Source organism: Rathayibacter sp. VKM Ac-2760 (genome assembly GCF_009834185.1).
GTDB lineage: Bacteria > Actinomycetota > Actinomycetes > Actinomycetales > Microbacteriaceae > Rathayibacter.
On sequence record NZ_CP047173.1, the window covers coordinates 926,810 to 947,863 of the forward strand.

Consider the following 21,054-nt stretch of genomic DNA (forward strand, 5'->3'; position numbering starts at 1 on the left):
CTGGTCGAGTAGCCCGCAGGGCGTATCGAGACCCACCCCGCCGCGCGGTCAGCCGATCGCGCTGAAGCGCAGCACGATGCTGCGCGCCTGGGGTCGGAGCTGGAAGTCGGGCCAGACGTCCGGGCCGCAGGCGCGCGAGCCGAGGCCGTGCTGAACGGCGTCGATCGTGAGCACCGAGCGGGTCGAGGTGGGCAGCTCGTGCGGGTGGCCCGCGGCCGTCAGCTCGTGCGCCGTGTGGCGAGCGAGCGTGAAGCCGGGGAGCCGGCCGTGCAGATCGGCGGCGGCCTCGATGCGGAGCCGGGCGGCGCCGCCCTCGAGGAGGATCAGCTCGCGGACGGCGCTGCGGTGACCGTTCTCCTGCGGCCGCGCGTACTCCGTCTTCAGCTCGTCGATCCCCGCGGAGAAGCGGCCGACCCGGGTGGCGCGGAGGCTGTCGGGGTACGACTCGCGCGGCCCGGTGCCGAACCACTCGGCGCCGTCGATCGACGCGGGCAGGTCGAGCCGGATGCCGAGGCGTGGCCAGACCGAACCCCAGCCGCGGGTCGGCACGAGGTCGACGCGCAGCACGACCGCGTCGCCGTCGGCGTGCCAGTGCTCGTCGACGAGGAGTGCGGCCTCGAGGTCGGCGGCCGACCAGCGGGTGCGCCGGCGGACGCCCGCCGAGGTGTCGACGGACTCGAGCCGGCCGACCAGCCGGTCGAGTCCCGCCGCCCGCCAGACCGAGGCGGAGGAGGGGGCGGGGACGCCGTTGCCGTTCCCCGCGAACGGGTCGCCGAGCGTATACGCGGGGAAGCCGTCGCCCTCGTCGTTGTCGGTCGGCGCACGCCAGAGCTCGGCACGCGGTCCGTCGACCGGCAGGCCGGCCAGCGCGGTCAGGCGCCCGTGACGGAAGCTCGCGAGCCCGACGGTGCCCTCGACGGCCGCGCCGCCGCGGGCCGAGCGCGCCCACGCGGGGATCGCGGTGGGAGCGGAGAGGCGGCGCTGACCCGTGGACAGCACGTGCCCCTCCTCCGCCCAGGCGGTGCCCGAGGCGAGCACCGCGTCGACCGTCAGCCAGGCCTCGCCGCCGGTCGGCACATCGGCCGTCGGGAGCTCCAGGCGGGCGGAGTCGCCCGCCGCGATCGAGGGAGCGTCGAGCACTCCCTCCGCGGTGACCCGGCCGTCGAGCTCGATCCGCCAGGCGAAGCGCAGGTCGGCGGTCGAGGCGTCGTGCCGGCGGTTCTCCACGAGGACCGCGTCGGCCCCGACGGTGACCCGGACGGGCGCGACGATCTGCTTCCACTCGAACAGGCCGGGGCTCGGCGTGCCGTCGGAGAGGACCATGCCGTCCATCACGAAGTTCGCGTCGTGCACGACCTCGCCGAAGTCGCCGCCGTAGGCGTAGTACTCGACGCCCTCGGGCGTGCGCGCCCGGATCCCGTGGTCGCGCCACTCCCAGACGAAGCCGCCGTGCAGCCGCGGGTAGCGGTCGACGAGGTCCTCGTACTGGTCGATCGCGCCGGGGCCGTTGCCCATCGCGTGCACGTACTCGCAGAGCAGGAACGGCTTCGAGCGCTGCCGGGCCGACTCGCCCGCCGTGCAGCCGAGGAGCGGCGTGCGCGAGTCGTCGCGGCCGATCTGCTCCGTCTCGGGGATCGAGGAGTACATCCGCGAGTAGACGTCGGTGTACGCGCCGGTGTAGTCGCCCTCGTAGTGGACGGGGCGCTCGGGGTCGCGGCCGTGCACCCAGGAGGACATCGCCGCGAGGTTCGCGCCGGTGCCCGCCTCGTTGCCGAGCGACCAGATCACGATGCTCGGGTGGTTCTTGTCGCGCTCGACGGTGCGCTCGATCCGGTCGAGGTACGCCTTGCGCCAGGCCGGATCGTCGCTCGGGTTGCCGACCCAGCCCTGGCGCTCGAAGCCGTGCGTCTCGAGGTCGCACTCGAGGATCACCCAGAAGCCCAGCTCGTCGGCGAGGTCGAGCAGCCGCGGGTGCGGCGGGTAGTGGCTGGTGCGGATCGCGTTGACGTTGAATCGCTTCATCATCGCCAGGTCCGCGCGCGCGAAGTCCTCGTCGAAGGCGCGCCCGCGATCGGGGTGCGTCTCGTGCCGGTTGACGCCGTGGAAGACGACGCGCTCGCCGTTGACCAGGAAGCGGTCGCCGCGGATCTCGACGGTGCGGAAGCCGAGGCGGAGCGAGACCGACTCGCCGGCGGCGGCGATCTCGGCGTCGTAGAGGCGGGGCGACTCCGCCGACCACGGCTCGACGGCCGGGACCTCGATCGGAGCGACCTCCGCCGCGGACGCCCAGACCGTCTCGATCCCGAGCTCGGGGACCCGCAGCGTGACCGGGAAGGCGGCGTCGCCCGCGGTCAGCTCTGTCTCGATCCGGCCCGCACCCGCGGCGAAGGAGGAGCGGACGAACACGTCCTCGACGCCGCCGACCGGGCGCGCGAGCAGGTGCACGGAGCGGAAGATCCCCGGCAGCCACCACTGGTCCTGGTCCTCGACGTAGCTGGCCGCCGACCACTGGTGCACGCGGACGACGACGAGGTTCTCGCCGGGCCGCACCACCTCGGTGACGTCGAACTCCTGCGCGAGGCGGCTGCCGGAGCCGATGCCGATCTCGACGCCGTTGACCCAGACGCGGTAGCGCGACTCCACGCCGTCGAACCGCAGCACGACCGCCTCGGCGCCGGCGAACGACTCCGGGAGCTCGAAGGTGCGGCGGTGGTCGCCGGTCGGATTCTCGTCCGGCACGAAGGGCGGCTCGGTCGCGAAGGGGAACTGCACGTTGGTGTAGGCGGGGCGCCCGTAGCGCCCGTCGCCCTGGAGGACCCAGTGCGACGGGACCGGCAGCAGGTCCCAGCCGGAGTCGTCGAAGGACTCGGCCCCGACGTCGTCCACCCCCTCGCCCTCGGGCAGCGCGTCGACGCCGCCGAGCGTCCCCGGTGCGGCGGGGAGCAGGCGGAAGCGCCACTCGCCGTCGAGCGAGAGCGCCGGAGCATCGGAGTGCAGCCATGCGCGGGCCGCGCGGCGCCGGCCGGTGCCGGGGCCGGTGTCGGCGAGGTAGTGGGAGGACGTCGGGGCGAGGGTCACTTCACGGATCCTTCGGTCAGGCCGCCGCGCCAGAAGCGCTGCAGCACGATCATGGCGATGGCGAGCGGGATGATCGACAGCAGGACGCCGCCGGTCGTGAGCTCGTAGAACTCGGGCAGCCGGTCCACCTGGCTGAGCCAGTTGTTCAGGCCGAGGGTGATCGGGAAGAGCTCGGTGTCCGAGAGCATCACGAGCGGCAGGAAGTAGTTGTTCCAGATCCCGACCAGCTGGAAGAGGAACACGGTCACGAGCGCCGGCGTGAGGATCCGCAGCCCGAGGGTGTGGAAGATCCGCAGCTCGCTCGCGCCGTCGATCCTGGCGGCCTCGATGATCGCGGTGTCGACCGTCGCCTGCGCGTAGATCCGGCAGAGGAACAGGCCGAACGGCGAGACCAGCGAGGGGATCAGCACGCTCCAGTAGGTGTTCGCGATGCCCATCTGGCTGAAGAGCAGGAACAGCGGGAGCGCGGTCGCCGTGCCCGGGACGAGGACGCCCGCGAGGATGGTGCCGAAGACCAGCTTGCTGCCCTTGAACTCGTACTTCGCCAGGGCGTAGCCGCCCGCCGCCGCGATGTAGGTCGCGAGCAGCGCGCCGACTCCGGCGTAGAGCACCGAGTTGAGGAACCAGCGGACGAAGATGCCGCCGTCGTAGGTGAGCACCTGCCCGAGGTTGTCCCAGAGCGCGAACGTCGGCGCGAACCAGAAGCCGTAGGTGGCGAAGAGGTCCTCGGTGGTCTTCGTCGCGGCGACGACCACCCAGTAGACGGGGATGAGGAAGTAGACCGCGACGATCATGAGGATCGCGGTGACGATGATCGTCGAGGCCTTGTTGCGCCCGGCCGAGCGATCGGGGCCGCGGCCCGCCTTCACGGGGCGTTCGGCGGTCACGATCCCGGTCGTCGTCGGGGCCTCTGCGGTGGCGCGCTCCGTCGTGCTCATGAGGACTTCCTGTTCGAGATCGAGAGGAACGTGAAGGAGAGGATGAACGCGACGAGCGCGATCAGCACGGCCTGGGCCGCGGCGACGTTGTAGTCGTTGTAGGCGAAGGCGGTGGTGTACGCGCTGAGGTTCGGCGTGTACTGGCTGTCGATCGCCGGCGCGACCGTCTTCAGCACCTGCGCCTCGGCGAAGAGCTGGAGCGTGCCGATGATCGAGAAGATCGTCGTCAGCACCAGGGCCGGGCGGATCAGCGGCAGCTGGATGCTGCGCGCGACGCGCCAGGTGGAGGCTCCGTCGACCTTCGCGGCCTCGTAGAGCTCGACCGGGATCGACTTCAGCTGAGCGACGATGATCAGCATGTTGTAGCCGGTGTAGCTCCAGAGCGAGATGTTCGCGATCGACCAGAGCACCGAGTTCGCGCCGAGGAAGTCGGGTTCGAGGCCGACCACGTTCGCCGCATCGATGATCGGGCTGAGCCCGGGCACGTAGAGGAACGACCAGAGGATGGTCGCGATCACCCCGGGGACGCCGTAGGGAAGGAAGTAGGCGGCGCGGAAGAAGCCGGGGAACCGCGCGGAGGCGGACTCGAGCATCAGCGCGAGCACCGTGCAGAGCGCGATCATGATCGGGACCTGGACGATGCCGAAGAGGAACATCCGCCCGATCGAGGCGATGAAGTTGCCGTCGGCGAGCGCCTGCGCGTAGTTGTCGAAGCCGGCGAAGCCGCTGGTGACTCCGGCCTCGCCGAAGAGGCCCGAGCGGGTCACCCTGGTGAAGCTCGAGCCGATGGCGACGACGATCGGGATGATGAAGGTGAGGACGAAGAGCGCCAGGAACGGCGCGAGCAGGATCCACGGGGCGCGGCCCACCGGGCCGCTGCGCTTCGTGCCGCGCGGGGTGCGGCTGGTGGCCGCGACCGCGGCGGCGGCGGGGGAGGTCGTGGTGGTCATGCGGAGGCCTTCCTGATGCTGAGGCCCTTGTTCTGGAAGACCGTGATGATCTGCTGCTCGGCCTGCGCGACGGCGTCGACGAGCGAGAGCCCGGACGCCTTCTTGCGGAAGCCGTCGCTGAGGATGTTGAACGACTGCTGCGTGACCGGCCACCAGGACCAGTCCGGGTTCTGCTCCGTCGCGGCGGGGACGAAGACGTCCTCGTTGTAGTTCTGGCCGCTGAAGAACTCGCTCGGCCCCTGCCGGATCGAGCCGATCTCACCGACCGCGGGCGACCAGCCGATGCCGCTGTTGGCGATCATCGCGTCGATGCCCTCCTGCGAGGTGGTCATCCAGACCGCGAACTCGAGCGCCTCCTGGGGGTGCTTGCTGTTCGCGAACACCGCCGCTGTCGATCCGCCGAGGAAGCTCGAGCCGAAGCCCGTGCCCTCCCAGACCGGCATCGGCGCCGCGCGCCACTTGCCGGCGCCGCCGCTGACGCCCTCGATCAGCGCGTCGCCCCAGCTCGCCGTGACGCAGGAGGCGATGCCGCCGCTCGCGGCCGCCGCGAACCAGGCGGGGGAGTAGGCGCCGTAGCCGACCTCGACCAGGTCCTGGTCGATCGCGGAGTCGAAGAAGGCGGCGACCTTCGTGGTCGCCTCGTCGGTCATGTCGATGACCCAGCCGTCCTCCTCCGCCTTCAGCCACCGCGCGCCGGCCTGCGTCGCGAAGGCGGCGAAGACCGAGGCGTCGGCGAGGGGGAAGCAGTCGATGTAGGAGTCGACGCCGCGCAGCTCGGCGGCGACGCCGGCCCACTCGTCCCAGGTGGTCGGCGTCGCGGCGCCGACCGAGTCGAAGATCTCCGGCTGGTAGAACATCGCCATCGGGCCGCTGTCCTGCGGGATGCCGAACACGCCGCCGGTGTAGCTGACCTGGCCCCAGAGGGTCGGGTCGTAGCGGTCGGCGTACTGGTCGGCGCCGTAGCGGTTGAGGTCGACCAGGCCGTTCACGAGCATGAACTCGGGGAGCGAGCGCATCTCGACCTGGCCGAGGTCGGGGCCGCCGCCGGCCGCGAGGGCCGAGTAGAGCTTCTGGTAGCCGCCGGCGTTGCCGCCGGGGATCCAGACCGCGTCGACCTGGACCTCGGGGTGCGAGGCGTTCCAGACGTCGCAGACCTTCTGCAGGTCCTTGAGCCAGGCCCAGTACTGGAGCCGGATCGGCCCGCTGGCGGCCGGGATGGTCGCGCCGGCGTTGACCGAGACGGTGCCGGGAGTGGCGCAGGCGGTGAGACCGCCCAGCGCCGCGGTGCCCAGGCCCGCCGCGAGGAGCTGCCTTCGTGTGAACGGGTGCATCTGTCCCTCACTTCATCGTGGTGGCTGCCGGACCTGTCCGCCCGGCTGATCGGGACGCTACCACAATTTCGAGTGGCTACTCGAAATTGGTGGCGAGCGCCGCGGGGACGCTCGGAGCGCGCGCTACGCTGAACGATCGACCGGCTGCGCAGCCGGCACCCCCGATGGCGAGGAGCGGCTGATGACGGAGGCGACGCCCACCCGGAGCGCGCGCCGCGGCCCCTACGCGAAGTCGGCCGAGCGGCGGCGCGCGATCATCGAGGCGGCCCACGCGGTCTTCGCCTCGCGCGGCTACGCCCGCGGCTCGCTGCAGGAGGTCGCCGACCGCGTCGGACTCTCCCAGACGAGCCTGCTGCACTACTTCCCGTCCAAGACTGACCTGCTCCTCGCCGTCCTGCAGCACCGCGACCGGATCACCGGCGACGGATCGACCCCCGTCGACCCGCAGGAGGGGCTCGTCGAGGGCATCCTGCGCCAGACGCGCTACAACGAGACCGCTCCGGGCGTGATCGAGCTCTACGCGGTGCTCTGCGGGGAGTCGACGACCGACGAGCACCCGGGACGGGACTTCTTCGCCGACCGGTTCCGCAGGCTCCGCGCCGACTACGCGGGGCAGCTGCGGGAGCTGCGGGCGGCGGGCAGGCTCCGCGCCGGCGTCGACCCGGACCGCGTCGCCGCGTCGATCATCGCGCTGTGGGACGGCATCCAGCTGCAGTGGCTGCTCGATCACGACGCGGTCGACATGATCGCCTGTCTCACCGACTACCTCGACCTGGTGATCCTGCCGGCGCCCTAGGCTCCAGGCATGACACTCACCCAGGACTCCGGCTGGCTCTGGTTCGGGCTCGCGATCGTGACCGCCGGCCTCGCCGAGCAGAAGGGTCGCTCGCGCTGGCGCTGGTTCGTGCTCGGGCTGCTGCTCGGCCCGATCGCGACGGCGCTCGTCGTGATCTGGGCGCGACCGGAGGCCGGAGTGGCGACCGACGTGCGCTGGAACTTCGCCATCGGCGCGGGCGTCGCCGCGGTGGCGCTCGCTCTCGTCGCCGTCACGTCGGCGCTCTGGCTGCTGCTCGTGCCCGCGGCGGTCGCGGCGCTCGTCTTCGGAGTGCTCGCCTGGCTGAGCCACCGCGTCCCGTTCGAGCGCCTGCCGAGCTGACCCGCGGATCTCGATACGCCCGCTCCGCGGGCTACTCGATCAGCATGAAGTCCTTGCTGGTCGAGTAGCCGCGGAGCGGCGTATCGAGACCCGCCGTTCTGCAGTGGGGCGGATCTCGATACGCCCTCTGCGAGGGCTACTCGATCAGCATCGGGCGCGACCCCGGTCGTCAGGCCCTACGGCAGCAGGCGCGTCGGGCCGCGGAAGAGGTAGGTGACCTCGCGCAGGTTCGCCTGCCCGAGCATCAGCATGATCACCCGGGAGAGCCCCATGCCGAAGCCGCCGTGCGGCGGGACGCCGTAGCGGAAGAAGTCGAGGTAGAACTCGAGCTCCTCCGGCTCCAGGCCCTTCTCGCGCGCCTGCTCGACGAGGACGTCGACGCGGTGCTCGCGCTGTGCTCCCGTCGAGATCTCGACGCCGTTGTAGATGAGGTCGTAGCTGTTGGTGATCGTCCCGTCGCCCTCGCGGCGCATGTGGTAGAACGGCCGGATGCTCGAGGCGTAGTCGGTCAGGAAGACGAAGTCGTGGCCGAACTCCTCCTGCACGTAGGCCGCGATCCGGCGCTCGCCCTCGGGGTCCATGTCGTCGTCGGCGCGGGGCACCTCGTAGCCGCGCTCGGCGACGATCCGCTTGGACTCGGCGAGCGGGATGCGCGGGAACGGCGTCGTCGGCACGCGCAGGTCGATGTCGAAGAGCGCCTTGATCGCCTCGCCGTGCTTCTCGACGACCGCGGTGAGACCGGCGACGATCAGCTGCTCGTGCAGCTCCATCACGTCCTCGTGCGAGTCGATCCAGGACACCTCGGCGTCGACGCTGGTGAACTCGGTGGCGTGCCGCGAGGTGAAGCTCGGGTCGGCGCGGAACGCGGGCCCGACCTCGAACACCTTGCCGAAGCCGGCCGGCTGCGCCATCTGCTTGAAGAACTGCGGGCTCTGCGCGAGGTACGCCTTGGTCTCGAAGTACTCGACCTCGAAGAGCTCGGCGCGCGACTCGGAGGCGCTCGCCATCAGCTTCGGGGTGTGGATCTCGATGAAGTCGTGCTCGATCCAATAGGTGCGCAGCGCGTGCTCGAACGTGGTCTGCACCCGGGCGATCAGGTTCTGCTCGGGGCGGCGCAGGTCGAGGAAGCGCCAGTCCATCCGCTTGTCGATGCCGGAGTCGGCCGCGATCGGCGCCTCGGGGATCGACGCCGAGACGACGTCGAGCGTCTCGAGCTTGACCTCGAGCCCGCCGAGCTTTACCCGCTCGTCGTGCTTGAGCTGACCGGTCACGCTGACGAACGAGCCCTGCGCGAGTCCGGAGATCGCCTCGGTGATCGCGAGCCGCGCGGCCGAGGCGTCGTCGCCCTCGACGGCCTCGCGGACGGCCGGGTTCACCAGCTGCACGGCGCCGGACTCGTCGCGGAGGACGACGAACTGCACCTTCTTCTGATCGCGCACGGTCTCGACCCAGCCGGCGACGCGCACCGGCCCGTCCTCGAGCGCGGCGAGCTTGCTGACGGTGGTTCGGGGGAGGCGGGTCTCGTCGGTCACGGTAGGGGAGTCTACTCGGGGGTGCGCTCCGGCGGCCCGACGGCACCGGTCACCGGGTGCCGCGCTCTCCCTCGACCGTGCTGCCCCGGACGATCAGGGTCGGCTCGAGGACCTCGTGCCGGTGCACGTGCTCCGGCCCGTGCAGCAGCTCGTCCAGCAGCAGCCGGATCGCGGCCGCCCCCATCGCCTCGCCGGGCTGAGCCAGGGTCGTGATCGGCACGAGGCTGTCCCAGGCGGAGCGGTTGTCGTCGTAGCCGGTGATGGCGAGATCGACCGGGAGCCGGATGTCCGACTCCGACAGGATCGACTGCACGATGCCGAGCGCGAGCAGGTCCGCCGCCGCGACGATGCCGTCCGGGCGGTCCTCCGGTGCGCGGGCGGCGATCAGGTGGCCGAACCGGCGGCCGTCCTCCACCTGCACCTCGGCGGTCGGATCCAGCTCGAGCGAGACCGCGCCGTTCGTCTCGGCGATCGCGCGCTCGACCCCGCGCAGGCGCTCGCGGACGGGGTTCGCGATGCTCGGGTCACCGGCGAAGGCGAGCCGCCGGCGGCCGAGGTCGATCAGGTGCCGCGTGGCGAGGTAGCCGCCGTGCTCGTCGTCGGCGCTGACCGTGCAGGCGCCGTCGACGGCGGCGTCGTTGAGCAGCACGACCCGTCGCCCGCCGCGGCGCTCGGCGACGACGTCGGGCGCCGTCCCCGGCAGCGGGGCCAGGAGGATCCCGGCGACCTGCTCCTCGGTGAACAGGTCGAGGTAGGTGCCCTGCTTGGCCGCGCGCATGTCGGCGTTGCCGAGCACGACGCTCATCCCCGCGGCCTCGGCGGCGTGCTCGGCACCGCGCGCCATGTCCAGGAAGAAGGAGTTGCTGAGGTCGATCACGACGAAGCCGACGGTGCTGCTCGTCCCCGCGGCCAGCGCGCGGGCCGCGCGGTTGGGGGTGAAGCCGAGCTCGTCGATCGCCCGCTGCACCCGCTCCCGCGTCGCCGGCGCGACCAGCAGCGGTCGATTCACCACGTTCGAGACGGTCCCGAGCGCGACTCCCGCCAGGCTGGCGACGTCCTGCATGCGGGCGGGCGGGCGCCGCGCGGGCGAGCTCTCTGCCGCGGTCATCCCTGCCTCCGTCGCGTCCGCCGTCCGGCGGTCGGAGGTCACGGTATCAGCGCGCTCGGCACGGCGAGGCCCGCGGCCGGGAGCGATCCCGACCGCGGGCCGTGGTGGCGCGAGCGCCTACGGGATGCGCACCGTCGACGTGCGCGACGCGTCGACCGAGCCGCCGACCGACACGGTGTAGGTGCCGCGCGCGGCCACCCAGGAGTCGCTCTTCACGTCCCAGTACTGCAGGAGCCGCAGGTCGGCCACGTCCTTCGCCGACAGCGAGACCTTCACGGTCTTCGACTCGCCGGGCTGGAGCGTCACCCGCTCGAAGCCGACGAGGCGCTGGGCGGGCTCGCCGGTCGAGCTCGGGAGGGTGAGGTACGCCTGCGCGACCTCGGTGCCCGCCCGGTCGCCGGTGTTCGTCACGCGGAAGGAGATGTCGATCCCGATGTCCTTGATGCCGAACTTCGCCTTCCTGTCGAAGGTGATCGTCGGGGTCAGCTTCGCCTTCGCGTAGTCGAACGTCGTGTAGGAGAGGCCGTGGCCGAACGCGAAGAGCGGCTCGATCCCCTGCGACTCGTACCACTTGTAGCCGACGGCGAGTCCCTCGGAGAACTCGACCTGGCGGACCTCGGTGCTGCCCGCGGGGCGCTCCGTCGAGCTGTCCGCGAAGACGCCCGGGTACTGCGCGGGGGTGCTCGCGGGGACGTCCGCGAGCGACTTCGGGAAGGTCATCGGCAGCTTGCCCGACGGGTTCACGTCGCCGAAGAGCAGGCCCGCGAGTGCCGGGCCGACCTGCTCGCCGCCGTACCAGGCCTCGAAGACGCCGGAGACGTCGTCGATCCACGGCATCTCCACTGCGGAGCCGGTGTTCAGCACGACCACGGTCGCGGGGTTCGCCGCAGCGACGGTCTCGATCAGAGCATCACCGCCGCCGGCGAGGCGCAGGTCGGCCAGGTCGTCGAACTCGCCCATCCGCTGGTAGCCGAAGACGATCGCGACGTCGGCCGCTGCGGCGGTCGCGGCGGCGCTCGCCGGATCGGTCCCGGCGTCGAAGACGACGCTCGCACCGGCCGCGGCCGCTCGCTCGCGGATCGCGGTCTCGGGGGAGACCAGGTCCTCGCAGTTCAGCGTGCCGGCGTTGTTGAAGCGCCAGGCCATGCTGCAGACCGAGGCGGCGCTGATGCCGTCGGTGACCGTGCTCGACGCCGTGGCGCCGATCACGGCGATCGTCGCGCCCTTCTCGACCGAGAGCGGGAGGACGCCGTCGTTCTTCAGCAGCACCGTGCCCTGCTCCGCGAGCGTCCGGGCGACGGCCTTGTGCTCGGCGGTCGAGGCGTCGGCGACGGGAGTCGTGGGCACCGGGTTGTCGAAGAGCCCGCCGCGCACGTAGGCGGCGATGACCCGCTTGGCCGCCGCGTCGATGTGACCCTGCGTGATCTCGCCGGCCGCGAGGGCCGCGTCGAGCAGGGCGGGGGTGTAGAAGCGCGGCCGGTTCAGCTCCTGGTCGAGGCCGGCGACGAGCGAGGCCGCCGTCGAGTGCACCGCGCCGAAGTCGGACACGACGTAGCCGTCGAAGCCGAGGTCGCCCTTGAGGTTCGTGGTCAGCAGCGGGTTCTCGCAGGCGTAGACGCCGTTGATCCGGTTGTAGGAGCACATGACGCTCTCGGGTGAGCTCTTGCTGAGCGCGATCTCGAACGGCAGCTCGTAGACCTGCTTCAGCGTGCGCTCGTCGATGTTCGACGAGCTGGTCTGCCGGTCGAGCTCCTGCTCGTTCCCGACGTAGTGCTTGAGGTCCGAGATCACCGGCTTGGCCGGGTTCCCCTCCTCGAGGCCGTCGACGGTCGCGGCGGTGAGGAGGCCGGTCAGCAGTGGGTCCTCGCCGAAGTACTCGGGAGTGCGGCCCGAGCGCGGGTCGCGACCGCTGGCGAGGCCCGGGCCGAGCACGCCGTTCTTGCCCTTGTCGAAGGCCTCGGCACCCTGCGCCGCGCCCTTCTGCTCGGCGAGCGCGGTGTTCCAGGTCGAGGCGACCGAGATCGGCGCGGGGAAGGCGGTGACGCCCTCGGTGAAGCGGACGCCGTCGGGACCGTCGGTGTAGGTGACGAGCGGGGTGCAGGGCACCTGCACCGGGTACTCGACCCCGGAGAAGACCGTCTGCTGGGGCGCGTTGGCCGGTTGCTCCACCAGCCAGCGGTACTTCTGCTGCGGAGAGCTCGCGGCGAGCAGGGCGTCGGCGCGCTGCTCGGGGGTCTTCGAGGCGTCCATCCACGGGACGCTCGAGCAGTCGACGGCGGCGGCGGCGGGGGCGGTCGCGCCGACGAGCGTCGGGGCGGTCAGGGCGAGGGCGGTGGCGGCGACGAGCGCCCACCTGCCTCTCCGGCGCGGGCTGCGCGGCGCGTTCTCCGGTCGTACGGGCTTCAGTTGCATGTGCTGATCCTCACCATTGAGTCGATCGAAGTCCTGAAGCGCTTCAATCTGTGCACACCCTAAGGAGACGCGCAGGGCGGTGTCAACGGGCGTGGCCGTCCCCGGCCTGCGCGGGCGCGGTAGCGTCGCCGCCATGAGCACCGCACTGATCACCGGAGCGTCCACCGGCATCGGCGCCGCCTTCGGGCGCGCCTTCGCCCGCCGCGGCTTCGACCTCGTCCTCGTCGCCCGCGACCGCGGCCGGCTCGAGGAGGCGGCGGCCGCCTTCCGCGCGCTCGGCGCCCCGTGGGTCGAGGTGCTGCCCGCCGACCTCTCCGACCGCGACGACGTCGAGCGGGTCCGGCTCCGGCTCGTCGACCCCGAGCGTCCCGTGCGGGTGCTCGTCAACAACGCCGGCTTCGGGATCGACGGCAGCTTCGCCGAGCCGGACGTCGCGGCGCAGGACGAGGCGTTCGAGGTGATGGTGCGCTCCGTCTCCGTCCTCTCCGGAGCGGCGGCGCAGGTCATGGTCGGACGTGGGCGCGGCGCGATCCTCACCGTGTCGAGCGTCGCCGGCTTCGTGCACCTCGGTCCCTACTCCGCGATCAAGGCCTGGGCGACCGCCTTCACCCAGTCGCTGGCGGTCGAGCTGCGCGGCAGCGGCGTCCGGGCCGCGGCGCTCTGCCCGGGCTGGGTGCGCACCGAGTTCCACGAGCGGGCCGCGATGGACACCGCCTCGATCCCCTCCTTCCTCTGGCTGGACGCGGACGCGGTGGTCGAGGAGTTCCTGAGGGACGTGGCGCGCGGCTCGGTCGTGTCGATCCCGTCCTGGCGGTTCGGCGTGCCGATCGCGGTGGTGCGGCACCTGCCCGGCTCCCTCGTGCGCCGGCTCTCGGCCGCGGTGAGCGCCCGCCGCTGAGCGTGCCCTCAGGAGGGCGGTCAGGTGCGGATCGGCCGTCCCTTTCCCGGCGCACCCCCACGAACCGTTCCGTACACTTGACGCTCGTGGTTGCCGATCAGATCCATCTCGTGCGGCACGGCGAGGTGTTCAACCCCGACCGGGTCCTCTACGGGCGACTCCCGCACTTCCGCCTCTCCGACCTGGGGCACCGGATGGCGCGCGCGGCCGCCGACGACCTGCTCGAGCGCCGCCGCCCCGTGACCGCCCTCTTCGCCTCGCCGCTCCAGCGCACGCAGGAGTCGGCCCAGCCGATCTCGCAGGCGTTCGAGCTCGAGATCGCGACGGACGAGCGGCTGATCGAGCCGACCAACCGCTTCGAGGGCAAGCGCGTCGCCGCGCGCAACTCCGCGCTGAAGGACCCGCGCAGCTGGCCGCTGCTCCGCAACCCGTTCGAGCCCAGCTGGGGCGAGCCCTACCTCTCCATCTCGGCCCGGATGTACGCGGCGCTCGAGTCCGCCTGGCAGGGCACCGCCTCCGGCGACGCGGCGCTGGTCAGCCACCAGCTGCCGATCTGGACCACCCACCGCGCCATCGCGGGGGAGAAGCTCTTCCACGACCCGCGCAAGCGCCGCTGCGCGCTCTCGAGCATCACCACCTTCGAGCGCCGCGGCGACCGCTTCGTCGAGGTCGGCTACTCCGACCCGGCGGCCGGCCTGCAGGGCCTCGCGACCGACGTCGGAGCGGTCTGATGCGCCGCACCCGCGCGCTCGGCGCCCTCGTGCTCGTCGCGGCCCTCGCCCTCACTGGCTGCACGCGCGACAAGCTCGCCGAGGACTACCGGCAGGGCACCAACAACGGCTTCATCTCCGGCGACGGCACCATCACCGAGATCCCGGCCGACGAGCGCGCCGAGGCGATCGAGTTCACCGGCACCGACGAGGACGGCGCGACGATCGACTCCGCCGACCTCGCCGGCCGCGTCGTCGTCGTCAACTTCTGGTACGCCAGCTGCGCGCCCTGCCGCGCCGAGGCCGCCGACCTCGAGGCCGTCAACACGGAGTTCGAGGGCGAGGACGTCTCCTTCGTCGGCGTGAACGTGCGCGACCAGGCACCGACCGCCGCCGCGTTCTCCGCCAACTACGGCCTCACCTACCCCTCGATCGTCGACACCGACTCCTCGGTGCAGCTCGCCTTCACCGGCACGGTCCCGCCCAACGCGGTCCCCACGACGATCGTGCTCGACAAGGAGGGCCGCGTCGCCTCGCGGATCCTCGGCCAGCTGCAGGAGGCGTCGATCCTCTCGACGCTCGTGAGCGACACGCTCGCGGAGCCGGAGTGACCGGATGAACGAGGTCGTCGTCAGCGGCCAGCTCCTGCTCGCGGTGCCGATCGCGCTGCTGGCCGGGCTCGTCTCGTTCGCCTCGCCGTGCGTGCTCCCGCTCGTTCCCGGCTACCTCGCCTACGTGGGCGGCTTCACCGACGCCGACGAGCGCGCGGCCCGCGGCCGCCGCCGCGTGGTGCTGGGCGTGCTGCTGTTCGTGCTCGGCTTCTCGCTGGTGTTCGTGCTCTACGGGCTCGCCGCCGGGTCGGTCGGCTACTGGATGCGCGCGTACGGCGACGTGATCACCCGCGTCCTCGGGGTGTTCGTGATCGCGATGGGACTCGTCTTCATCGGCCAGTTCTCCTTCCTCCAGCGCACCCTCCGGCCCGGCTTCCGCCCCGCGACCGGGCTGATCGGCGCGCCGCTGCTCGGCATCGTCTTCGGCGTCGGCTGGACGCCGTGCCTCGGCCCCACGCTGACGTCGATCCTCGCCCTGAGCTACGGCGCCGGCTCGCCGTGGCGCGGTGCGCTGCTGGCGCTCGTCTACTGCCTCGGCCTCGGCATCCCCTTCCTCCTGGTGGCCTTCGGCTTCAGCTGGGTCACCAGCACCCTCGCCTTCGTGAAGCGCCACATCCGCGCGATCAACATCGCCGGCGGCATCGCCCTCGTCCTGATCGGAGTCCTGATGGTCACGGGCCTGTGGAACACCCTCGTCTACGGAGCACTCTTCGAGGTGATCGATGGCTTCCAGCCCGCGCTCTGAGTCCGACTCGAGCACCGCACCCGGTACCGACCCGGCCGACGCGACCCAGCAGAAGGCGGACGCGTCCTTCCGTCCCGCCGACCACTTCGACTCCGACGGCTCGATCACGCAGCCGACCCTCGGCTTCACCGGCTGGGTCCGCTGGATGTGGCGCCAGCTCACCAGCATGCGCACGGCGCTGTTCCTGCTGCTGCTGCTCGCGATCGCGGCGGTCCCCGGCTCGCTCGTGCCGCAGCGCTCGTCCGACCCCAACGGCGTCACCCAGTACTTCGTCGACAATCCGGATCTCGCGCCGCTGCTCGACAAGGTGCAGGCCTTCGACACCTACACCTCGGCGTGGTTCTCCAGCATCTACCTGCTGCTGTTCGTCTCGCTGATCGGCTGCATCATCCCGCGGACGAAGCACCACTTCGAGGCGATGCGCTCGCGGCCGCCGCGCACTCCCGCCCGCCTGCAGCGCCTCGCCGGCTACACCGTCCGCGAGGTCGACGGGGCGAGCGAGGAGGAGGCGATCGCCTCCGCGCAGGCCGTCCTGCGCCGGGCGGGCTACCGCATCGAGCGGCACGACGACCCGCGCGGGCGCTGGTCGAGCGTCTCCGCCGAGCGCGGCTACCTCCGCGAGACCGGCAACCTGGTCTTCCACTCCGCGCTCGTCGGCATCCTCGTCGCCGTGGGCATCGGCGGCGGCTTCGGCTACAGCGGCCAGCGCGTGCTGGTCGAGGGCTCGCAGGGCTTCGCCAACAACCTGGCCGGCTACGACTCGTTCAACCCGGGCCGCTTCTTCGACAGCAGCCAGCTCGACCCGTACCAGCTGACCCTCGACTCGCTCGATGTGAAGTACGAGGAGCAGAACCAGCAGGCGCTCGGCCAGCCGGTCGACTTCACCGCGCACGTGACGACCACGCAGCGCGACGGAGACTCCTCCGACGAGACGATCAAGGTCAACGACCCGCTCGCGGTCGGCGGCACCAACGTCTACCTGCTCGGCAACGGCTACGCGCCCACCATCACCGTGCGGGACCCCTCGGGGAAGGCGATCTTCACCGACTCGGTGCCGTTCCTGCCGCAGGACGCGAATCTGACCTCGGTCGGCGTCGTCAAGGTGACCGACGGGCTCGCGGAGCAGGTCGGGCTGACCGGCTTCTTCTACCCGACCCAGGACGAGCTGGCCTCCGGAGCGTCGACCTCGATCTTCCCGGACCTGCAGTACCCGGTCCTCTCGCTCAACGTCTTCGAGGGCGACCTGGGCCTCGACGGCGGGGTGCCGACCTCGGTCTACGTGCTGAACACCGACACGCTCACCCGGCTCACCGGCGGGCAGACCGGCGTTCCCTCGATCACGCTCAAGCCGGGCGACTCCGCCGACCTGCCCAACGGACTCGGCACCGTCACCTTCGACAACGTCGGAGCGGACACCTCGGTCGTCGGGACGGACAGCGTCAAGCGCTTCGCGTCGTTCGACATCCACCACGACGCGACCCAGGGCTGGGTGCTGCTCTTCGCGATCCTCGTGCTCGCAGGGCTGCTCACCTCGCTCTTCGTGCCCCGCCGGCGCGTCTGGGTGAAGGCGACGGCCGCGCCGGACGGCGGACTGCTGCTCGAGTACGCCGGACTCGCCCGCGGCGAGGACCCGCAGCTCACCCGCGCGGTCCGCGCGATCGCCGACCGGCACGCGCCGCTCGACCAGCCCTGACGCCGGAGCGCTCCGGCGCCCGGGCGCAAGTACTGAACCTGTGCATGTGTGCAGGGGCGCCTCACGGCGCCGTCGCATACCCTGAAGGGGTGATCGAGACCCTCTCGCAGTACTCCGTGCTGTGCCTCTACTCCGCCATGGGCATCTACGCCCTGGCCTTCATCTTCTTCGCCATCGACCTCGCCCGGCGCTCGTCGATCGCCGACGGCGAGTCGATCGAGGTCGTCCGCGAGGCCGAGCGCGTCGCCTCCAGCGCCGCCGCCGACCGCGCCGCGAGCGGCAAGGCCACGGTCGCCTCCGTCGGCTCAGCGAGCGGCAACGGCCGCACCGCGACGCTCTCCCGCCTCGGCAGCCGCGTCGAGGACGAGGTCTACAACGCGCCCTCCCGGTCGAAGGCCATGCGGATCGGCTTCTCGCTCACGCTCCTCGCCTTCGTCCTGCACGTCGGAGCCACCGTCCTCCGCGGCATCGCCGCCGGCCGCGTGCCCTGGGCCAACATGTACGAGTTCTCGATCACCGGGACCGTCCTCATCATCGGCGTCTTCCTCGCCGTCCAGCTCCGCTGGGACCTCCGCTTCCTCGGCGCGTTCATCACCGGCCTCGTCCTCGTGCTCCTCGGCGTCGCCACCGTCAACTACTACGTCGACGTCGTCCCGCTGCCGCCGGCACTCCAGTCCTACTGGCTCGTCATCCACGTGCTCGTCGCGATCCTCGGCACCGCCTTCTTCGCTCTCGGCTTCGCGCTCTCCGTCACCCAGCTGCTCCAGTCCCGGAGGGAGACCAGCGGCGAGAACGCACCCGGCGTCCTCCGCTTCCTGCGCACCCTCCCCAGCTCGCTGACACTCGAGAACCTCGCCTACCGCGTCACCATCATCGGGTTCATCCTCTGGACCTTCACCCTCATCGCCGGCGCCGTCTGGGCCGAGAAGGCCTGGGGCCGCTACTGGGGCTGGGACACCAAGGAGGTCTGGACCTTCATCATCTGGACCATCTACGCCGGCTACATCCACGCCCGCGCCACCCGCGGCTGGCGCGGCACCCCCTCCGCCTGGCTCGCCATCATCGGCTTCTCCGCCGTCATGTTCAACTTCGGCGTCGTCAACGTGTTCTTCAAGGGGCTCCACGCCTACTCCGGCCTCGACACCGGCATGTGATCTGCGGGCGCTGGCGGGCGCGCTCGCGGCGTTGTCGTCGGGGTCCGTAGCTCCGCTACGCACCCCTCCTCCGCCTTGCGATCACACCCACCAGCACCCGCAGATCGAGTGCTGACGAGGGGGTGGGGCCGTCGCTGCGCGACGAGCCGGCGGAGCGGCGCCGTCGCTGTGCGACGAGCGAACGGGGCAGGCCGTCGCTGCGCGACGAGCCACGCGAGCGGCGCCGTCGCTGTGCGACGAGCGATCGAGGGGGAGCTGGGCGGACGTGCACGCCCCCCCGCTGGTCGAGTAGCCGCCGTAGGCGGCGTATCGAGACCCGCCTGCCGGTGGACGTCGCGTCCTCGCCGCGGGCGCCCGTGGCGCCTCCGCTCGAGCAGCGGGCCGGCGGGCGGCTGTAGGGCCGGGTCAGGCGCCGGTGATCACGTCGATCAGGTGCGGGGCGAAGGGGGCGGCCAGGGCGAGGACGAAGCGGGGGTGGGAGCCCTCGGGGTGGACGTCGCGGTAGATGCCGCGGAGGTCGGGGAGGGTCTGGCCGCGGCCCGGACCGAAGGACGTGTCGACGGCGACGGGGACGCGCGGGGCGGAGGAGAGCTCGAGCGCGCCGACGGCGATCGCGGCGGCCATCGGGTCGTGCAGCGCCGCCGTCCGGTCGCCGAAGTGGCCCACGTAGAAGTCGAAGTAGTAGTCGAGCGCGTGCCCGATCGCCGCCGCCAGCGGGTCCGCCGAGCCGGTCAGGACGTCGCGCTGCTCCTCGTTCAGCAAATGCTTCATCGTCACGTCCAGCGGGACCAGCGTGAGGTCCCAGTCCGCCGCGACGACCTCGGCGGCCGCCGCGGGATCGTGCCAGATGTTCGCCTCCGCGACCGCCGAGACGTTGCCCGGCGCGAGCCCCGCACCGCCCATCACGGTCACCGAGTGCAGCAGCGACGGCAGCTCCGGGTGCTTCCGCAGCGCGAGCGCCAGATTCGTCAGCGGGCCGATCGCGACCAGCCGCAGCTCGCCGCGGTGCTCGCGCGCGAGCCGGAGGAGCAGATCGGCCGGGTCCTCGTCCACCGGATCCGCGCCGGCGGGCAGCAGCACCCCGCCGATGCCGTTCTCGCCGTGCACGTGCGGCGACCCGCCCGAGTACGGCTCCTCGAGGAAGTCGTGCGCGCCCACCGCGACCGGGACGTCGGTCCGGCCGGCGAGCGCGAGCAGGCCGAGGCTGTTGACCGCCGCCTGCCGGGCGTCGGTGTTGCCGCTGACCGTGCTGACGCCGACGAGCTCGGCGAGAGGGGAGCGCAGCAGATAGGCGAGGGCGAGGGAGTCGTCGATGCCGGTGTCGCAGTCGAGGAACACGGGGACGGTCGGTGCGGTCACGGGACTCCGATGCTCGAAGAAGGGGGAGGGGTGCGGCGGGCATCGGCGGCCGGAGCACGTCCATTCTGGCCCTCCGGCGCCGTCGCCCCGACCGCGGGTAGCCTGAACCAGCGCCCGCCGTCCGGCCGGCGCCCGAGACGAGGAGGCGCCGTGCCGCGACCGTCGCTCGTCTCGACCGTCGCCGACGCGCTGCTCGACGAGATCGTCGCCGGTCGCATCCCGATCGGCTCCGAGCTGCCGAGCGAGGGCGAGCTGGCCCTCGCCCACGACGTCAGCCGCGCGACCATGCGCGAGGCGCTCGGCCGCCTGCAGGGCCTCAACGTCATCGACGCGCGCCGCGGCAAGCGCGGCTCGGTCAATCCGGTCGAGCGCTGGAGCGACCTGGAGCCGATCCTGCGTGCGACCGCCTCCGGGACCGACTCGGACGCCGCCTCGCTGCACCTGATCGAGGTGCGCGAGATGATCGAGACCGGCGCCTCGGCGCTCGCCGCCGCCCGCCGCTCCGACGCCGATCTCGCCCGGATGGAGGAGGAGCTCGAGCGGATGACCGCCGCGCACGACCGCGGCGACCTCGCCGCCTTCGTCGCCGCCGACATCGCCTTCCACGACGTGATCCTCTCCGCGACCGGCAACGTCTTCGTCGCGGCCGTCTTCGCCCCGCTCGCGAAGGTGATGCGGGCGAAGCGCGAGCAGACCTCGGCGCTCGTGCGGATCCAGGAGAACGCCCTGGTCAAGCACCGCGCGGTCCTCGAGGCGATCCGCTCCGGCGACGCCGACGCCTCCCGGGCCGCGATGGCCGACCACATCGCGCAGACGGCCGAGGACCTGCGGCGCTACGTGCTCCCCGGCGCCCCCGCCTCCGACGGCCCCGACCCCGCGAGTGCGGCCCGCGCGTAGCCCAGCGCGGTCGCGGCGAGCGGCCGCCAGCGCTCCAGCGCTGCGGTGTCCGGAGCCTCGCGCGGCACGCTCACCCACTCGCGCAGGGTCCGCCTGCCCATCACGACCGGGTCGGCGGCACCGCTCTCGATCAGCGCGACGGTGTCCGCCCGGGTGAGCTTCACGATCAGCCGGTCGTCGGAGCCGAGGAAGCAGACGATCCGCCCGCGGTGGCGGATCGCGGGGGAGCCGAACATTGTCGCGAGGTCGACGTCGGCGAGATTGCCGCGCTCGATCAGGTCCTCGAGCAGGTGCCGCCGTTCCGGGAGAGGGCTCGTCATGCCCGGAGGCTACTCGCGCAGGAGTTCGCGGGCTACTCGATCGGCAAGGGGGCCTGCCTGCTGGTCGAGTAGCCGCCGCAGGCGGCGTATCGAGACCCGCCTCGGCCTCGTCCCCGCTGCGCTCTTCCGGCGCGGCGCCGACTGCTTGTAAGATATCTGATA

At 71.9% G+C, this 21,054-nt stretch carries 18 protein-coding genes; 9 read left to right on the top strand and 9 right to left on the bottom strand.

The window, feature by feature from the left end:
• Positions 1-48: 48 nt before the first annotated feature.
• The 4 genes from GSU72_RS04165 to GSU72_RS04180 are packed head-to-tail and all read right to left on the bottom strand — an operon-like array spanning position 49 to position 6,297.
• On the bottom strand, positions 49-3,078 hold the full coding sequence (locus GSU72_RS04165) for a glycoside hydrolase family 2 TIM barrel-domain containing protein (protein ID WP_159983939.1): 3,030 nt from the start codon (positions 3,076-3,078) through the stop codon (positions 49-51).
• Positions 3,075-4,016, bottom strand: coding sequence for a carbohydrate ABC transporter permease (locus tag GSU72_RS04170; RefSeq protein WP_159983940.1), 942 nt, complete (start codon positions 4,014-4,016; stop codon positions 3,075-3,077). The genes GSU72_RS04165 and GSU72_RS04170 overlap by 4 nt, the downstream gene beginning before the upstream one ends.
• Positions 4,013-4,966 carry a sugar ABC transporter permease gene (locus GSU72_RS04175; protein ID WP_159983941.1) on the bottom strand — a complete coding sequence of 318 codons (954 nt, stop codon included), beginning with the start codon at positions 4,964-4,966 and terminating at the stop codon, positions 4,013-4,015. The genes GSU72_RS04170 and GSU72_RS04175 overlap by 4 nt, the downstream gene beginning before the upstream one ends.
• Complete coding sequence (locus GSU72_RS04180; RefSeq protein ID WP_159983942.1) at positions 4,963-6,297, bottom strand: extracellular solute-binding protein; 1,335 nt, start codon at positions 6,295-6,297, stop codon at positions 4,963-4,965. The genes GSU72_RS04175 and GSU72_RS04180 overlap by 4 nt, the downstream gene beginning before the upstream one ends.
• A gap of 181 nt (positions 6,298-6,478) precedes the next feature.
• Between GSU72_RS04180 and GSU72_RS04185 the strand changes: the two genes are divergently transcribed.
• Both GSU72_RS04185 and GSU72_RS04190 read left to right on the top strand, forming a co-directional pair.
• Positions 6,479-7,093, top strand: coding sequence for a TetR/AcrR family transcriptional regulator (locus GSU72_RS04185; RefSeq protein ID WP_159983943.1), 615 nt, complete (start codon positions 6,479-6,481; stop codon positions 7,091-7,093).
• Between the two features lie 9 nt (positions 7,094-7,102).
• Positions 7,103-7,453, top strand: a complete 351-nt coding sequence (locus tag GSU72_RS04190; protein ID WP_159983944.1) for a hypothetical protein — start codon at positions 7,103-7,105, stop codon at positions 7,451-7,453.
• 176 nt (positions 7,454-7,629) lie between these two features.
• Here the strand turns inward: GSU72_RS04190 and aspS are convergent, their stop codons facing one another.
• From aspS to GSU72_RS04205, 3 genes are all read right to left on the bottom strand, one after another.
• Positions 7,630-8,985, bottom strand: coding sequence for an aspartate--tRNA(Asn) ligase (gene aspS, locus GSU72_RS04195; protein ID WP_244255966.1), 1,356 nt, complete (start codon positions 8,983-8,985; stop codon positions 7,630-7,632).
• Between the two features lie 49 nt (positions 8,986-9,034).
• The gene (locus GSU72_RS04200; protein ID WP_159983945.1) at positions 9,035-10,093 is read right to left on the bottom strand and encodes a LacI family DNA-binding transcriptional regulator; all 1,059 of its coding nucleotides are present in this window, start codon (positions 10,091-10,093) and stop codon (positions 9,035-9,037) included.
• Between the two features lie 117 nt (positions 10,094-10,210).
• Complete coding sequence (locus GSU72_RS04205) at positions 10,211-12,505, bottom strand: glycoside hydrolase family 3 C-terminal domain-containing protein (protein ID WP_159983946.1); 2,295 nt, start codon at positions 12,503-12,505, stop codon at positions 10,211-10,213.
• Positions 12,506-12,638: 133 nt separating this feature from the next.
• On the opposite strand from GSU72_RS04205, the gene GSU72_RS04210 reads away from it, so the two are divergent.
• From GSU72_RS04210 to ccsB, 6 genes are all read left to right on the top strand, one after another.
• The gene (locus GSU72_RS04210; protein ID WP_159983947.1) at positions 12,639-13,403 is read left to right on the top strand and encodes an SDR family NAD(P)-dependent oxidoreductase; all 765 of its coding nucleotides are present in this window, start codon (positions 12,639-12,641) and stop codon (positions 13,401-13,403) included.
• A gap of 86 nt (positions 13,404-13,489) precedes the next feature.
• Complete coding sequence (locus GSU72_RS04215; RefSeq protein ID WP_159983948.1) at positions 13,490-14,134, top strand: histidine phosphatase family protein; 645 nt, start codon at positions 13,490-13,492, stop codon at positions 14,132-14,134.
• Positions 14,134-14,724, top strand: coding sequence for a TlpA disulfide reductase family protein (locus tag GSU72_RS04220; protein ID WP_159983949.1), 591 nt, complete (start codon positions 14,134-14,136; stop codon positions 14,722-14,724). Before GSU72_RS04215 ends, GSU72_RS04220 begins: the two co-directional genes overlap by 1 nt.
• Positions 14,725-14,728: 4 nt before the next feature.
• On the top strand, positions 14,729-15,469 hold the full coding sequence (locus GSU72_RS04225; protein WP_159983950.1) for a cytochrome c biogenesis protein CcdA: 741 nt from the start codon (positions 14,729-14,731) through the stop codon (positions 15,467-15,469).
• A complete protein-coding gene (locus GSU72_RS04230) occupies positions 15,447-17,162 on the top strand; it encodes a cytochrome c biogenesis protein ResB (RefSeq protein ID WP_159983951.1) in 1,716 nt (571 codons plus the stop codon). Before GSU72_RS04225 ends, GSU72_RS04230 begins: the two co-directional genes overlap by 23 nt.
• Positions 17,163-17,299: 137 nt before the next feature.
• Positions 17,300-18,316, top strand: a complete 1,017-nt coding sequence (gene ccsB / locus GSU72_RS04235) for a c-type cytochrome biogenesis protein CcsB (protein ID WP_159986633.1) — start codon at positions 17,300-17,302, stop codon at positions 18,314-18,316.
• A 405-nt stretch (positions 18,317-18,721) separates the two neighbouring features.
• Here the strand turns inward: ccsB and GSU72_RS04240 are convergent, their stop codons facing one another.
• Positions 18,722-19,675 carry a nucleoside hydrolase gene (locus GSU72_RS04240; RefSeq protein WP_159983952.1) on the bottom strand — a complete coding sequence of 318 codons (954 nt, stop codon included), beginning with the start codon at positions 19,673-19,675 and terminating at the stop codon, positions 18,722-18,724.
• A 150-nt stretch (positions 19,676-19,825) separates the two neighbouring features.
• Between GSU72_RS04240 and GSU72_RS04245 the strand changes: the two genes are divergently transcribed.
• Positions 19,826-20,572, top strand: a complete 747-nt coding sequence (locus GSU72_RS04245; RefSeq protein WP_159983953.1) for an FCD domain-containing protein — start codon at positions 19,826-19,828, stop codon at positions 20,570-20,572.
• On the opposite strand, the gene GSU72_RS04250 is transcribed toward GSU72_RS04245, so the two are convergent.
• Positions 20,509-20,892, bottom strand: a complete 384-nt coding sequence (locus GSU72_RS04250; protein ID WP_159983954.1) for a hypothetical protein — start codon at positions 20,890-20,892, stop codon at positions 20,509-20,511. The two genes, GSU72_RS04245 and GSU72_RS04250, sit on opposite strands and share 64 nt — an antisense overlap.
• Between the last annotated feature and the right edge of the window lie 162 nt (positions 20,893-21,054).

Excerpts from the sequence above, each read along its gene's own strand:
- GSU72_RS04170 (WP_159983940.1), bottom strand. The coding sequence starts at position 4,016 with ATGAGCACGACGGAGCGCGCCACCGCAGAGGCCCCGACGACGACCGGG.
- GSU72_RS04175 (WP_159983941.1), bottom strand. The coding sequence starts at position 4,966 with ATGACCACCACGACCTCCCCCGCCGCCGCCGCGGTCGCGGCCACCAGC.
- GSU72_RS04180 (WP_159983942.1), bottom strand. The coding sequence starts at position 6,297 with ATGCACCCGTTCACACGAAGGCAGCTCCTCGCGGCGGGCCTGGGCACC.
- GSU72_RS04185 (WP_159983943.1), top strand. The coding sequence starts at position 6,479 with ATGACGGAGGCGACGCCCACCCGGAGCGCGCGCCGCGGCCCCTACGCG.
- GSU72_RS04190 (WP_159983944.1), top strand. The coding sequence starts at position 7,103 with ATGACACTCACCCAGGACTCCGGCTGGCTCTGGTTCGGGCTCGCGATC.
- GSU72_RS04200 (WP_159983945.1), bottom strand. The coding sequence starts at position 10,093 with ATGACCGCGGCAGAGAGCTCGCCCGCGCGGCGCCCGCCCGCCCGCATG.
- GSU72_RS04205 (WP_159983946.1), bottom strand. The coding sequence starts at position 12,505 with ATGCAACTGAAGCCCGTACGACCGGAGAACGCGCCGCGCAGCCCGCGC.
- GSU72_RS04210 (WP_159983947.1), top strand. The coding sequence starts at position 12,639 with ATGAGCACCGCACTGATCACCGGAGCGTCCACCGGCATCGGCGCCGCC.
- GSU72_RS04220 (WP_159983949.1), top strand. The coding sequence starts at position 14,134 with ATGCGCCGCACCCGCGCGCTCGGCGCCCTCGTGCTCGTCGCGGCCCTC.
- GSU72_RS04225 (WP_159983950.1), top strand. The coding sequence starts at position 14,729 with ATGAACGAGGTCGTCGTCAGCGGCCAGCTCCTGCTCGCGGTGCCGATC.
- GSU72_RS04230 (WP_159983951.1), top strand. The coding sequence starts at position 15,447 with ATGGCTTCCAGCCCGCGCTCTGAGTCCGACTCGAGCACCGCACCCGGT.
- ccsB (WP_159986633.1), top strand. The coding sequence starts at position 17,300 with ATGGGCATCTACGCCCTGGCCTTCATCTTCTTCGCCATCGACCTCGCC.
- GSU72_RS04250 (WP_159983954.1), bottom strand. The coding sequence starts at position 20,892 with ATGACGAGCCCTCTCCCGGAACGGCGGCACCTGCTCGAGGACCTGATC.